Below are 14,389 nucleotides of genomic sequence, written 5' to 3'. Positions count from 1 at the left end.
CGAGGCCGATTGAAAAACCGCAAAGGCGAATATTTGGCTATGCTCGCACCATGAGTGGAATCCGGATCAAGGATGCCGCCGCCTTCCTGGGGGTCAGTGACGACACCGTGCGCCGGTGGCTCAACAGTGGCCTCCTGAAGGTGGAACGCGGCGGGGGAGTGACCGAGGTGGACGCCTTGTCGTTGGCCTCACTGGCCCGGGAACAGGCGGCGCAGCCCGCCGACCCGACGAAGGTGGGCCGTTCGGCCCGCAACCGGATGGTCGGCCTGGTCACCCGTGTCGTCTCCGACAAGGTCATGTCCCAGGTGGAGATGCAGTGCGGCCCGCATCGGATCGTCTCCCTCATGAGCACGGAGGCCGTCGAGGAACTCGGCATCCGTGAAGGAAAGCTCGCCGTGGCCGTGGTCAAGGCGACCAATGTGATCGTGGAGGTCCCTGATGAAGCGTGAGAACCTGTCCCGGGCGCCCCTCGGCAAGGCCGCCGTCGCTCTCGTGGCGGCGTCGCTCGCCCTCACCGCATGCTCCGGCGCTTCCGGCAGCACTGCCTCCGGAAGCTCTTCCCCGCAGGACGCCGGGAAGAAGACCGTGGTGGTCTTCGCCGCGGCGTCCCTCAAGTCCAGTTTCACCAGCCTTGCGGAGAAGCTCCGTTCCGAGCACCCCGAGCTGGACCTCAAGTTCAACTTCGCCGGGTCCCAGGACCTCGTGGCGCAGATCAAGGCCGGCGCCAAGGCCGACGTGGTCGCCACGGCCGACCTGGCGACCATGGGCAAGCTGAAGGACGCCGGCTCGCTCGACGGCGCGGCGCAGAACTTCGCCAGCAACACCCTCACCATCGCCGTTCCGCCGAGCAATCCCGCGAACATCGCCGCGCTCGCCGACCTGGCCAAGCCCGGTGTCAAGACGGTGCTGTGCGCGGTGCAGGTGCCATGCGGCGCGGCGAGCCACAAGGTGGAGAAGGCGGCCGGGCTCGACATCAAGCCGGTCAGCGAGGAACTCGCCGTCACCGATGTGCTCGGCAAGGTCTCCTCCGGCGAGGCCGACGCGGGGCTCGTCTACCGCACCGATGTGCAAGGCTCGAAGGGCGCCGTGAAGGCCGTCGACTTCCCGCAGAGCAGTGCCGCCGTCAACACCTACGCGGGGGCGCTCGTCCAAGGCGCCCCCGACAGCGACGGCGGCAGGGCCTTCCTGGCCGCTCTCACCGGGGATCCGGGACAGAAAGTCCTGGCCGACGCCGGATTCGGCAAGCCGTGAGTGACCCGGGTGGCGAGGCCACCCGGGCTCCGCAGAGCAGGGTCGGGGGGAGCCTCCGTGACGGAGTCCGTCTGAACGGCGTGCCGGGCTGGATGCTGCTGGCAGCCGTGCTCGGGCTCGCCTTCATCCTGGTGCCGCCCCTGGCCATGGCCCTCAAGGTCGACTGGGCGCACTTCATCCCGCTGGTCACGAGCCAGGCCGCCGTGGACGCCCTGTCCCTCAGCCTTCGCACGGCCTGCCTGAGCACGGCGCTCTGCATCGTGCTCGGGGTTCCGCTGGCCGCCGTCCTCTCGCGGGCACGGTTCCCCGGCAAGCGGGTCCTGCGGGCCCTGGTCCTGCTGCCGCTCGTGATCCCGCCGGTCGTGGGCGGTCTGGCCCTGCTGTACGCCTTCGGCCGCTTCGGGCTCCTGGGGCCGCCCCTTCGTGCCGTCGGCGTCGAACTGTCCTTCAGCACCGCCGCGGTGGTGCTGGCCCAGGCCTTCGTCTCGCTCCCATATCTGGTGCTCAGCATGGAGGGTGCGCTGTCCAGCGGCGACGTGCGCTACGAGACCGTGGCCGCGACCCTGGGCTCGAGCCCCGCGGCCACCTGGTGGAGGGTGACGCTGCCCCTGGCTCTGCCGGGGCTGCTCTCCGGGGCGGTCCTCGCGTTCGCACGGTGCCTGGGGGAGTTCGGCGCCACGCTGACCTTCGCCGGCAATCTGCAAGGCGTCACCCGGACGCTGCCTCTGGAGATCTACCTCGCCCGCGAGAGCGACCCCGACGCGGCCGCAGCGCTCGCCCTCCTGCTCGTGGCGGTGGCGGTCCTCGTGGTCGGGCTGGCCCACGGGCCCTGGGTCCGGCGCAAGGCCGGTGTGCGATGAGCGGCGGCCACCCCGTCGCGGTCGGCGTGGAGCCCACCTTCCTGGACGCCGACGTCCGCGTGCCCTCACGGGGCCTCGACCTCCGGCTGGGCCTGGGGGAGGGCGACACTCTGGCGATCATGGGGCCCAACGGCGCCGGGAAGTCGTCCTTCGCGGCGGCCGTGACGGGCACCCTTCCGGGATCCCGGCGGCAGGCCGAGGGCCGGATCGTCCTGGGCGGGCGGACGCTGCTGGACAGTGCCCGGGGCGTCGACGTCCCGACGCACCGGCGATCGGTGGCGCTCATGGCCCAGGCCCCGATGCTGTTCCCGCATCTCGACGCCCTGGACAACGTCGCATTCGGCCCCCGCAGCCGAGGCGCCTCCAGAGCCCAGGCGCGGAAAGAGGCGCTCGGCTGGCTGGAGAAGGTCGGAGGACGCGGGTTCGCGGGGGAGAAACCCTGGCAGATCTCGGGTGGGCAGGCGCAGACCGTGGCGCTCGCCCGCGCACTCGCCACCCAGCCCCGGCTCCTGGTCCTGGACGAACCCCTCAATGCTCTCGACGTGACGGCCTCGACCCGGATGCGCGGCATCCTCAAGGAACTGCTGTCCGGTCAGAGCGCCATCCTCATCACCCACGAGATCCTCGACGCCCTGACGCTTGCCAGCCATACCGCGATCCTGCACGACGGGCGCGTGGTGGCCTCCGGGCCGACGCGTGAGCTGTTCACCCGCCCGCCGAACGTCTTCGCCGCGAAGCTGGCAGGGCTCAACCTGATCCGCACCGGAGAGGACGCGCTCGCGTTCCGCGCCGCCGACGTCGTCGTGTCCGCACGGGAACCCGGCCTCGGCGCCGAGGCGAGCGGCCTGCCCTCGGGGGCTCAGCACTTCCCGGTCACCGCACGGGCACTGGAGCCCCGCGGGGAGACCGTGCTGCTGCGCGCCGAAGGAACGGCCGGAGAGGTCGCCGGCCACGAGGTGAACGCCGAGGCGGACGTCAGCCTGGTCGCGGCCATGGACGCGAGCCCGGGTTCACCGCTCTGGTTCAGCGTCCCTGAGGGCGCCGTGCGGCGGTACCGCCCGGCGTCCTGATCACGGACTCAGCCCCGGGACCTGCGCCAGGAGCCGGGACCGGCCTTCAGCGGCACGTTGAACTGGGCACGGCGGTGCCAGAAACGCTCGGAGTGCCGTGAAGGGCTCGCGGCCTCCTGCGGCTGGCCTGCCGCGAGCGCGCTCACGACGGCGGTCAGCGCGGCGAGCTCTTCGGGCGTGGGGTTGCCCCGGGTGACGGTGAGGAACGGCTGGGCGTTCTCCGCGTCACCCTGGGGTGCGTCGGTGGTGGTGGCCATGATCGTCCTTAGAGCGGGATGTTGCCGTGCTTCTTGGCGGGCAGGCCGGCACGCTTGTCCCGCAGGGCCCGGAGGCCACGGATGAGCTGGGTGCGGGTCTCGCTGGGGGCGATGACCGCGTCGATGTAGCCGAGCTCCGCCGCCTGGTACGGGTTGAGGAGCTCGTCCTCGTACTGGCGGATCAGTTCCGCGCGGCGGGCCTCGACGTCGCCGCCCTCGGCCTGCACGGCGGCGAGATCGCGGCGGTACAGGATGTTGACCGCGCCCTGGGCGCCCATGACGCCGATCTGCGCGGTGGGCCAGGCGAGGTTGAGGTCCGCGCCGAGCTTCTTGGAGCCCATCACGATGTACGCGCCGCCGTAGGCCTTTCGGGTGATGACGGTCAGCTTCGGCACGGTGGCCTCGGCGTAGGCGTAGAGCAGCTTCGCGCCGCGGCGGATGATGCCCTGGAACTCCTGGTCCTTGCCGGGCAGGAAGCCGGGCACGTCCACCAGGGTCACGATCGGGATGTTGAACGCGTCGCAGTGCCGCACGAAGCGGGCGGCCTTCTCGGAGGCGGCGATGTCCAGGGTGCCGGCGAACTGCATCGGCTGGTTGGCCACGATGCCGACCGTGTGGCCCTCGATCCGGGCGTAGCCGATCATGACGTTCGGGGCGTACAGCGCCTGCATCTCGAGGAAGTTGCCGTCATCCACCACGTTCTCGATCACGCGGCGCATGTCGTACGGGTGGTTCGCGGAGTCCGGGATGAGGGTGTCCAGGGTGAGGTCGTCCTCATCCACCTCGAGCTCCTGGCCATGCTCCAGGATCGGAGCCTCGGCGAGGTTGTTGCTCGGCAGGAAGTCGAGCAGCTCACGGACGAACTCGATCGCATCCGCCTCGTCGCTCGCCAGGTACGTGGAGGTGCCGGTGGTCGCGTTGTGCTGGCGCGCGCCGCCGAGGGTCTCCATGTCCACGTCCTCACCCGTGACCGTCTTGATGACGTCCGGGCCGGTGATGAACATGTGGCTCGTCTTGTCCACCATGACCACGTAGTCCGTCAGGGCGGGGGAGTAAGCGGCGCCGCCGGCACACGGGCCCATGATGAGCGAGATCTGGGGCACGACGCCGGACGCGTGCACGTTGTTGCGGAAGATGTCCGCGAACATCGCCAGGGAAGCCACGCCTTCCTGGATGCGGGCGCCGCCGCCGTCGTTGATCCCGATCACGGGGCAGCCGTTGCGCAGGGCGAACTCCTGCACCTTGACGATCTTCTCGCCGTTCACCTGGCTGAGGGAGCCGCCGTAGACGCTGAAGTCCTGGCTGTAGAGGGCCACGAGGCGGCCGTCGACCGTGGCGTAGCCGGACACCACGCCGTCGCCGAGGGGCTTCTTCTTCTCCATGCCGAAAGCGGTGGAGCGGTGCGTGGCGAGGGCGTCGAACTCGACGAAGGAGCCTTCATCCACGAGCAGGTCAATGCGCTCACGGGCGGTGTTCTTGCCGCGTGCGTGCTGCTTCTCGACGGCCTCCTGGCCGGACGGGACCAGGGCCTGGGCCTGACGGTCCCGGAAGTCGGCGATCTTCCCCGCGGTGGTGGCAAGGTCGTGGCTCATGGTCCTCACTTCCGGTCCGGCACAGTCCTGTGCCGCTGGCGTACGTGTTGCTTGTGCACATTCGACAAGCCTGAGAGCCAGTCTAGCCAGGGGTTCCGCGCCCATCGCTGTAGGAACCCTACAAATTCCCGTGTCCAGGCATGGACTGCCGCGAGAGCGTCGCCGACACCGCACCACATACTAGGCTGGATGCCATGGACGCACAGGACTCTCAGCAGGTGGAAGGGCGTGAGCCGTTCGACGCCGGCATGCTCCGCAACGGCCTCGTCCAGGCGCTGGGACTGTCCCGTCTGGATCACGTGGACACCACCGGTTCCACCAATGCGGACCTGCTGGCCGCCCTGGGATCCGAGGAGGGCCGGGGCCGCACCGAGTACCCCGACCTCAGCGTCCTCATCGCCGATCACCAGAGCACCGGCCGGGGACGTCTCGACCGGCACTGGGAGGCCCCTCCGCGGGCCGCGCTGGCCGTCTCCATCGTGCTGCGGCCGGTGAACGCCCAGGGCCGGCCCCTGCCGACCGACTCCTATTCCTGGTTCTCCCTGCTCGCGGCCGAGGCCTGGTGCCTGGCGCTCGATGACATCTGCGGCGTCCACGCGGGGGTGAAGTGGCCCAACGATCTCCTCCTCGGTGAGCGCAAGCTCGCCGGCATCCTCGCGCAGCTCCACTTCCCGGCGGACGGCCAGCCGCCCGTCGTCGTGCTCGGCACCGGGGTGAACGTCAGTCTGACCGCGGAGGAGCTGCCGGTTCCCACTGCCACGTCCCTTCTGCTGGCCGGGGCGCGGCCCCTCGACCGGACAGCCCTGGTGGCGGCCTATCTGCGCCGCTTCGTCCAGCTCTACCGTGACTACTGCAACTCCGACGGCGACCCCGACGCCGGGCTGGCCGGGGGAGCCTCGCTGCACCACCGTCTGACGCAGTCCACCGTGACGCTGGGGCGGACCGTGAAGGCGCACCTTCCCGGAGACCGCGAAGTGGTGGGCCGCGCGGAACGACTCGATCATCACGGCTCCCTGGTGCTTCTCACCGAGGACGGCCTGGAACACACCGTGACGGCCGGGGACGTCGTTCATCTGCGCCTGCACGGACCCGACGGCGCCGGCGGCTATGCGTAAGGCCCTGCTTCCGGGGGAACAGCTCATCTGCACCACCCGACCCCAGGCCCGCAGTCTCATCTGGCCCGTCACCGCCGGGATCCTGGCCCTCGCCGCGGCATCGTTCGCCGCGACCTGGGTGGGCCGGGGCAATCTGAACCGTCTCCTCCCGTGGCTGCCGCAGGGATCGGCGCCGTACCTGACGCTGGCCTGTGTGATCCTCGGCGTGGCCGTGCTGCTGCTCTTCACCCTGCCGCGGGTGATCGCCTGGAACAGCACCCGCTACGTGCTCACGAGCCAGCGGATCCTGATCGTCAACGGCGTCCTCGCCAAGGTCACGCGGCAGTACCTGCTGGCCAGTGTCCAAGGGGTCCAGACCCGCCAGGAACTCCTGCAACGGCCTCTGCGTTCGGGGACTATAACCTTGGAACTGCGGCATGGCGGATTCGGGGTGCTGAGTGACGTCCCGGAGGTGGAGACCTTCCGGTCCTTCATCCAGGACGCGCTGGACGACCTCCCGGACGGGGTCATCTATCCGGACGACACGATCGACGATTTCCACGACCCCGCATTGCCCTGGGAACTGAGAGAAGGTGAAGAGTGAGCGAGGAGACCTCCGGCCAGGCCGCCCCCGCCGTCGACCCGCACGAGACGGACTCCGACGCACACACCCCCGTGGTGCCCGTGCCCACCACCTCGCTTCCTCAGGTCGGCTCGGTCCGTGAACTGCAGCGCCGACTCCTCGGCGGTGACCGGACCCTCCGCCGTCGCGAAGTCGCCTCCGGTGTGGGCGTGTCGCTGCACTCCGCCCGCAAGATCTGGCGCGCCCTCGGCTTCCCGAACTGGGGGGACCAGGACGTAGCCTTCACCGAATCGGACCAGCAGGCGCTGGAGACGATCGTCGGACTGGTGCGCGAAGGCCTCCTCACCGAGGAGACTGCCATCTCGATCGCCCGTTCGATCGGGCAGATGACCGACCGCATGGTGGTCTGGCAGGTCGAGGCGCTCGTCGAGGACCTCATGGCCAATCAGGGGATCCCGGACGCCGAAGCCCGGCAGAACATCGTGGACGTGCTCCCCGCCCTGATCGACCCGCTCGAGCAGGTGCTCCGGTACTCCTGGCGCCGTCAGCTCAACGCCGCGGTCCAGCGGCTCTCGGTCCGCGCCGCGTCCGGCCTCGAGGCGAGCGAGGAGGGCCGCGAAGGCGACGAGGACGACGCCCCGCTGCCGTTGGCACGTGCCGTGGGCTTCGCCGATCTGGTCTCCTACACGAGCCTCTCCCGCCGGATGAACGAGCGCACCCTGGCCCAGCTGGTCCAGCGCTTCGAGAACAAGTGCGCGGAGATCATCTCCGTGGGCGGTGGCCGCCTGGTCAAGACCATCGGCGATGAAGTGCTCTACGTCGCCGAGACCCCGACGGCCGGCGCCGAGATCTCCCTGGCGCTCTCCCAGGCCTTCGAGGACGATGAGATCCTGCCGAAGACCCGGGTGGCCCTGGTCTGGGGACGGATCCTCTCCCGCATGGGTGACATCTACGGTCCCACCGTCAATCTGGCCGCGCGCCTCACCGCGCTCGCCGAACCGGGGACGGTGCTGATCGACTCTCTGACGGCCAGCGTCCTGGCGGGGGATGAGCGCTACATCCTGACTCCGCAGGAGCCGGAGAATGTGCGCGGATTCGGCGAGATATCGCCGGTTCTGCTGGAGCGGGGAGCGGGCCCGGGGCTCGTCGTGGACTGACACTCCCGCAATTATTCATTCGATGTTACTTTTGAGTTGGATCACCGGCGTGAAAAACTCAGGGGACAGGAGCGTCCGGGCGGGGGCCGCTCCGACACCGCATTCTCCTGCATGACATCGAAGGATTGACGTGAGCCCTGACGGAACGAAACCACAAGGATTCAGCGCCGGGGGCAAGCGACGGTTCTTCAACCTCGGCCGCACCGGCCGGCGCGTGCTGGGGATCACCTCGGTGACGGTGGTGTCGTTGTCGCTGGCCGCGGCCGCGATCGCGTACCCCGGTTTCAAGACCGCGGATGTGGACCTCAACGACGGCGGCGTCTGGGTCACCTCGAACTCCCGCAATGCGGTGGGCCGCCTCAACTATGCCTCCCGGGTGCTGGACGGCGCGGTCACGCCCGCCAGCAACTCCTTCGACATCCTCCAGTCCCGCCAGAACGTCCTCGTGCAGGACAGCCAGGGCTCGGCTCTCGGCCAGGTCGACCCCGCCAAGGTGCGGCTGAGCGGCGAGCAGAAACTCGCGGCGTCCTCCACCTCCTCGATCGGCGGTGACGTCGTCGCGGTGGCCGATCCGTCCAAGGGCCAGGTCTGGGCGATGAAGGCCGAGGCCCTGAGCGGCTACTCGCCGGACTCCGCCGAACCCACGGTCAAGGGGAGCGCCGGGATCCGAGCCGCGGTCAGCGCCGACGGCCATGTCGCCGTGGTGGATGCAACCAAGGGCACCGTCACGCAGTTCTCCCTGGACGAGTCCGGGACGGTCACGGACCGCGCCAGCAGGGACTGGGCGGACCTCAAGGGCGCCGGCGAGGTGCAGCTCGCGGTCCTGGGGCAGAAGACCGTGGTGCTCGACCCGGCCGGCGGCAAGCTCTTCCTGCCGGACGGCCGCACCGTACCGGTGCCGGACGCCCGGAACGCCCGTCTCCAGCAAAGCGGGCCGGATGCGGACCAGGTGGCCATCGCCACCCCCACCGCGCTGATCGTCCAGCCGCTCGACGGCGGCAAGGCCACCTCGGTCGACGCCGGCGGGACCGGAGTGGCCGCGGCGCCGGTGCAGCAAGGCGGTTGTATTTACAGTGCGTGGAGCGGCAGCAACCGCTATGTGCGCAAGTGCGTGAACCCGGCCGATGACCAGCAACGCGACGTCCCGCAGGCCAGCGCCTCGCCGTCGTTCGTGTTCCGCGTCAATCGCGACCTGGTGGTGCTGAACGACATCAACGCCGGCAACGTCTGGCTGGTGAACCAGAACATGCTGCTGGTCAACAACTGGGACGACGTGATCCCGCCGAAGAACACTTCGCAGGACGCGGACAAGGACTCCGCCGACGAGGTCCAGCAGACCACGCTGCCGGATCGCAGCAAGCCCAACACCCCGCCGGTCGCGAAGCCGGACAGCTACGGCGTGCGCGCGGGCCGCACCACCATCCTCAGCGTGCTGGACAACGACTCGGACGCCGACGGCGACGTGCTGAGAGTGCGGGCGGAGAACCAGCCGTCGATCGGACGAGTGGAGAGCATCTACGGCGGGACCGGATTCCAGGTCTCCGTGCCCGCGGACAAACACGGCAGCGCCGAGTTCAAGTACATCGCGGATGACGGACGAGGAGGCCAGGGCGCGGCCCAGGTGACGCTGGACGTCGTCCCGCCCGAGGTCAATCGCAAGCCGCAGCTCAAGCCGGGGCGCGTGCCCAGTCTCGTGCTGCAGCAGGGCAAGCAAGTGGTGCAGAACGTCCTGCCGGACTTCATGGACCCGGATGGGGATGACATGTTCCTCACCGGCGCCACCAGCAGCAATGCCGGCGACGTCGTGCGCACGCGGCCCGACGGCCAGCTGACCCTCCAGGACGCGGGGTCCTCGCCGGGCAAGCGCACCCTGACGCTCCGTGTCTCGGACGGCCGCGACACCGCCGAGATCCGCGTGACGGCCGACGTCAAGCCGCCGAGCGCCCTGCCGCCGCTGGCGAACGCGGATTCGGTGATCGTGCCCGCCGGCCAGAAGATCACGGTCGCCCCCTTGAAGAACGACGTCGACCCGCTCGGCGGATCCCTCCGGCTCGCCCGGGTGGCCCCCGACGCGCAGTCGACGGCCGTGATCGGCGCCGATCAGCAGACGTTCCAGTTCAGCTCGACGCTGGTCGGCACCCACTACGTGACCTACACCGTGACCAACGGCCCGGCCGCGGCCCAGCAGCTCGTGCGCGTGGACGTGGTCCCGTCGAACGCGGACGGACCGCCCATCGCGGTGCGCGACGTCGCGCAGCTGCCGAGCGGCGGCAGCACCCTGGTGGACGTCCTGGGCAACGACTTCGACCCTGCCGGCGGCGTCCTGGTGGTGCAGTCGGTGACGCTTCCGAACGGGGCGCCCGTGAGCGTCTCCGTCCTGGATCACAGCGTCGTCCGCGTGACGGATCTGCACGCCCAGGGCACCGTGACGCTCAAGTACTCCATCTCCAACGGCAAGGCGTCCGCCACGGGCGAGATCGCCGTCGTGGTGATCCCCTCACCATCGAAACTGCCCGCGCCGCAGGCCAAGGACGACGAGGCCACGGTCCGCGTGGGCGACGTGGTCACCATCCCGGTCCTCGCCAACGACGTCGACCCGAACGGCGGGAAGCTCACGCTGGACTCGAAGCTGCCCGAGGTGCCGGACAGCGCCGACGGCCGCATCTTCACCTCCGGCAACACTGTTCGCTTCCTCGCCGGCCCGACGCCCAAGACGGTCTACGCGACGTACAAGGTGATGAATGAGTCCGGCCAGGCCGACTCCGCGCAGCTCACCATCCGGATCAAGGCGCGCGACGACGAGCGCAACGCCCGTCCCGAGCCGAAGAACGTCACGGCGCGGGTCCTGGCGGGGATGAAGATCAAGATCGCCATCCCGCTGGACGGCATCGACCCCGACGGCGACTCCGTGGAGCTCGTGGGCGTGGACAAGGCCCCGGCCCTGGGCACTGCCGTGCTGGGGGAGGGCGTCATCGAATACATCGCCGGTTCCGCCTCGGCCGGAACGGACACCTTCACCTACCGGGTGCGGGACCGCATCGGCGCCGAGAACACCGGCACCGTGATCGTCGGCGTGGCCCCGGCTGCGTCCGTCAATCAGAAGCCGTTGGCGGTGGACGACTACGCCGAGGTCAAGCCCGGCCGACGGATCGCCGTCGATGCCTTGGCCAATGACTCGGATCCTGACGGGGACCCGATCGCGCTCGTGAAGGACCGCTTCGAAAGCGAGTCCGGCCTCAACGCGTCCGCCACCGAGAACGGGCGCGTGCTCCTGACCGCGCCGGGCGCGGAGGGCACCCACAACATCCGCTACACGATCGTCGACGACAAGGGCGCGCAGGCGAGCGCCGTCGTCGTCCTCAAGGTCAATCCGAAGGCGGTGCCCAAGGCGCCGATCGCCAACGACGATCACGTGACCCTTGCGGAGACGCTCGGCAAGACGGCCGTGGACATCCCGGTGCTGAAGAACGACTCGGACCCGGACGGGGTGACCGAGGATCTGAAGATCACCTTCCCGGACGGCAATCCGAATGCGAGCCTGGGACCGGACGGCAAGGTGCGTGTGAAGCTGGCGGAGAACGCCCAGCTCATCCCGTACACCGTCACGGACCTGGACGGACTGACCGCCACCGCCATCATGCACGTGCCGGGCCAGGGCAAGATGCCGCCCGCGCTCAAGAACAGCCAGGTGGTCGAGGTGACGGCGGGGCAGAGCGTCGACCTCAAGCTCTCGGACTACGTCGCCGTGCGTCCGGGCCGGACGCCCCGCATCACCGTGGCCGAGAAGATCAAGGTCATGGGCGCCTCCGCAGACAAGGTGCTCGGCTCCGACGGAGCCACCCTGCACTATGCGGCCCTGAAGAACTTCGTGGGTCCCGGTTCGGTGACCTTCGAGGTGACGGACGGCAGCGGTCCGGACGACGCCGACGGCCTCAAGTCCACCCTGACCATCCTCACCAAGGTCAACCCGGACCCCAACGCCAACCACGCGCCCACGTTCCTGGGGAGCCCCCTGGACGTTCCGGACGGCGAGACCGTCACCCTGGACCTCAGCCGTCTGGCGAAGGACGTCGACCAGGGCGATCAGGAGAAGCTGCGCTTCGCCCTGGACGGCACGCCGTCGGTCGAGAAATTCGGGATCTCCCTCGAGGGGTCGCAGCTCAAGGCGACCGGCAAGGCCGGGACCGCCGCCGGAGCCCGCCAGGTGGTGGGCGTGACGGTGACCGATGGCCGCTCGGAACCGGTCCGCGCCGAGATCTCCCTCCAGGCGGTCGCGTCCACGCGCCCGCTCCCGGTCGCCAATGACGACGTGGTGGACAAGGCCGACGCCGGGAAGCCGGTGACCGTCAAGGTCACCGAGAACGACGTCAACCCCTTCCCGGGAAGTCCCCTGAAGGTCGTGGACGCCCAGGTCGAGACGGGGAGCACGAGCGGCTCGCCCGTGATCAACGGAGACTCGATCACCGTCACGCCCGCAGCGGACTACCGCGGCGTCCTGGTGGTGCGTTACTCGGTGGACGACAAGACGCAGGATTCGTCGCGGCGTGCGACGGGCCGGGTGAAGATCACGGTCCGGGCCGCGCCGGACGCTCCGTCCGCGCCCACCGCCACGGATGTCCGCAACAAGACGGCCGTGCTGCACTGGTCGCCGCCCTCGGACAACGGAGCGCCGATCACCAAGTACACGGTGCGGTCCAACAGCGGCTTCACCCAGGAGTGCACCACCACCACGTGCACCCTGACGGGGCTGAAGAACGATGTCCCGTACCGCTTCACCGTGGTCGCCACCAACGAGGTGGGGGACTCGAAGCCGTCGGCCGAATCCAATGAGGTCCGCCCGGACGTGAAGCCGAACCAGCCGGACGCACCCACGGTGAAGGCCGGGAACCAGAACATGGCGATCACCTGGCCCCCCGCCAAGACGGAGGGCTCGCCGGTGACGAGCTACAACCTGGAAATCTCGCCGCCCCCCGCCAGCGGGGTGGGGAGCAAGACCGGCGTCACCGGCCTGAGCTACACCTGGTCCGGACTGACGAACGGCACCGAGTACCGGGTCCGCGTCCAGGCTGTCAACAAGGCGCCCACGCCGTCCGATTGGAGTTCCTACTCCGCGTCGGATCACCCGGCGGCCCCACCGGCGCAGCCGGCCGCCCCCACCACCCGCGTGCTCTCCGCCGTGGGCACGACGAACCAGGTCGCCGTCGACTGGGTCGCCCCGGACCCGCACGGCGACCCGGTGAAGAACTACTACGTGACCCGACACGGCGGCGGCCAGGCCGATCTGACCAAGACGGTGCCGGGGACCGCGCTCAGCACCGAGTTCCAGGTCTCGAACCAGGAAACGGAGTACACCTTCACCGTGCAGGCGGAGAACAAGGCCGGCAAGAGCCCGGTCTCGGCGCCGAGTGCTCCGCGCCGAGCCACCGGCAGGCTGGCCACGCCGACGAATGTCACGGCGACGCCGGCCAACACCGGAGGGAACGGGCACCAGATCACAGTGAACTTCGCACCGTTGAACTCCACACAGCGCAACGGCTCCAGCAGCTCGGAGGTCAGCTACCACTACATCGCGAGCCCCTCCGGTCAGTCCGGGCCGATCACGCCGGGGCAGACCATCGGTGGATTCACCAACGGGCAGAGCCAGGCGATCACCGTGGTGGCCGACTCGTCCGTGGCGCCGAGCTCGAACGCGAGCGATCCGGCGTCGACGGTTCCTTACGGCGCGCCTGGCAGCCCCGTGGTGAATGGTCAGAACGGCGGAGGCGGATCCACCTCGGTCTCCTTCAGCTGGACCAATAACACGGGTGCGAACGACGTGGTCTCCACGGAGTACAGGATCAACAACGGCGCCTGGAAGGCGGCGGGCGTCAACGACTCCGTCTCCTTCAACACCGGCGGATATCAGAAGCCTGCGACGATCGACGTCCGCAATGTGAACTCCAAGGGGACCCGCGGCGCAGCTCGCTCCGCGACCGCCACGAGCGGCCAGGGGTCGTGGAACGGCGCCTTCGTGGAGCCCGCACCTCATCGGTTCTGCTCGTACGAGAACAGCTCGAAGATCAGCTACGACCAGCGCACCTTCGAGTGCGACGGCGCCGCCGACCGGAACGTTCCGTGGGTGGCCCCGGGTGACACGTTCGTCGTCAAGTGCTATGTCGGGTTCGACAACCGGTTCTACGACAAGAACGGCAATGTGGTGAACTCCGGCTACAACAACTGGTACCGCATGGAGACCGGACGGAACGCCGGCCGGTACATCATCACGGGCCGGACCAGTCTGGGTGAACCGGAGACCAACGGCATCCCACGCTGCTGACCTCGGCCGATGTGCGCAAGCGCCAGGAATGGGGAGCCCTCCCCATTCCTGGCGCTTGCACCGGTTATTCCGCCGAAGTTACTTTTGAGTCTGGAGTCTGAGTGTCAGACTCGACACATGTGACTGACCTCATGGGGGAGGTCTGTCCCTCTCCTTGACCGACCACGACCCGTGAGGACCCGCACCGTGAGCCCAGCCGGCAGCTTCCC

Annotated in this window: 10 protein-coding genes; 8 read left to right on the top strand and 2 right to left on the bottom strand. The window is 69.2% G+C overall.

Translation table 11 applies throughout. The features are described 5' to 3' along the window. Positions 1–50 precede the first annotated feature (50 nt). The 4 genes from AB6732_RS10040 (at position 51) to AB6732_RS10025 (ending at position 3,181) form a co-directional block, all read left to right on the top strand. Entirely contained in the window at positions 51–449 is a 399-nt protein-coding gene (locus tag AB6732_RS10040; protein WP_370959829.1) for a molybdopterin-binding protein, read from the top strand. Next, positions 439–1,251 carry a molybdate ABC transporter substrate-binding protein gene (gene modA, locus AB6732_RS10035; RefSeq protein ID WP_370959828.1) on the top strand — a complete coding sequence of 271 codons (813 nt, stop codon included), beginning with the start codon at positions 439–441 and terminating at the stop codon, positions 1,249–1,251. The genes AB6732_RS10040 and modA overlap by 11 nt, the downstream gene beginning before the upstream one ends. 92 nt (positions 1,252–1,343) lie before the next feature. Continuing rightward, complete coding sequence (locus tag AB6732_RS10030; protein ID WP_370960117.1) at positions 1,344–2,111, top strand: ABC transporter permease; 768 nt, start codon at positions 1,344–1,346, stop codon at positions 2,109–2,111. Further along, positions 2,108–3,181 carry a sulfate/molybdate ABC transporter ATP-binding protein gene (locus tag AB6732_RS10025; RefSeq protein WP_370959827.1) on the top strand — a complete coding sequence of 358 codons (1,074 nt, stop codon included), beginning with the start codon at positions 2,108–2,110 and terminating at the stop codon, positions 3,179–3,181. The genes AB6732_RS10030 and AB6732_RS10025 overlap by 4 nt, the downstream gene beginning before the upstream one ends. A gap of 8 nt (positions 3,182–3,189) precedes the next feature. On the opposite strand, the gene AB6732_RS10020 is transcribed toward AB6732_RS10025, so the two are convergent. Next, positions 3,190–3,438: an acyl-CoA carboxylase subunit epsilon gene (locus AB6732_RS10020; RefSeq protein ID WP_370959826.1), complete on the bottom strand. Its 249-nt coding sequence runs from the start codon at positions 3,436–3,438 to the stop codon at positions 3,190–3,192. Positions 3,439–3,446: 8 nt separating this feature from the next. After that, positions 3,447–5,030, bottom strand: a complete 1,584-nt coding sequence (locus AB6732_RS10015; protein ID WP_370959825.1) for an acyl-CoA carboxylase subunit beta — start codon at positions 5,028–5,030, stop codon at positions 3,447–3,449. Between the two features lie 194 nt (positions 5,031–5,224). Between AB6732_RS10015 and AB6732_RS10010 the strand changes: the two genes are divergently transcribed. The 4 genes from AB6732_RS10010 to AB6732_RS09995 all read left to right on the top strand — a co-directional run bounded on the left by AB6732_RS10010 (position 5,225) and on the right by AB6732_RS09995 (position 14,180). Then, positions 5,225–6,145 (top strand): biotin--[acetyl-CoA-carboxylase] ligase, encoded by a 921-nt coding sequence (locus AB6732_RS10010; protein ID WP_370959824.1) that lies wholly within the window; start codon positions 5,225–5,227, stop codon positions 6,143–6,145. Further along, positions 6,138–6,728, top strand: a complete 591-nt coding sequence (locus tag AB6732_RS10005; RefSeq protein ID WP_370959823.1) for a PH domain-containing protein — start codon at positions 6,138–6,140, stop codon at positions 6,726–6,728. Before AB6732_RS10010 ends, AB6732_RS10005 begins: the two co-directional genes overlap by 8 nt. Positions 6,729–6,799: 71 nt before the next feature. Next, positions 6,800–7,864 (top strand): adenylate/guanylate cyclase domain-containing protein, encoded by a 1,065-nt coding sequence (locus AB6732_RS10000; protein WP_066216948.1) that lies wholly within the window; start codon positions 6,800–6,802, stop codon positions 7,862–7,864. A 130-nt stretch (positions 7,865–7,994) separates the two neighbouring features. Further along, the gene (locus AB6732_RS09995; protein WP_370959822.1) at positions 7,995–14,180 is read left to right on the top strand and encodes an Ig-like domain-containing protein; all 6,186 of its coding nucleotides are present in this window, start codon (positions 7,995–7,997) and stop codon (positions 14,178–14,180) included. The last annotated feature ends 209 nt before the right edge of the window (positions 14,181–14,389 follow it).

The sequence above is a fragment of the Arthrobacter sp. RCC_34 genome (assembly GCF_041360795.1).
Lineage (GTDB): Bacteria > Actinomycetota > Actinomycetes > Actinomycetales > Micrococcaceae > Arthrobacter_E.
This window is presented reverse-complemented; position numbering and strand designations above follow the sequence as displayed.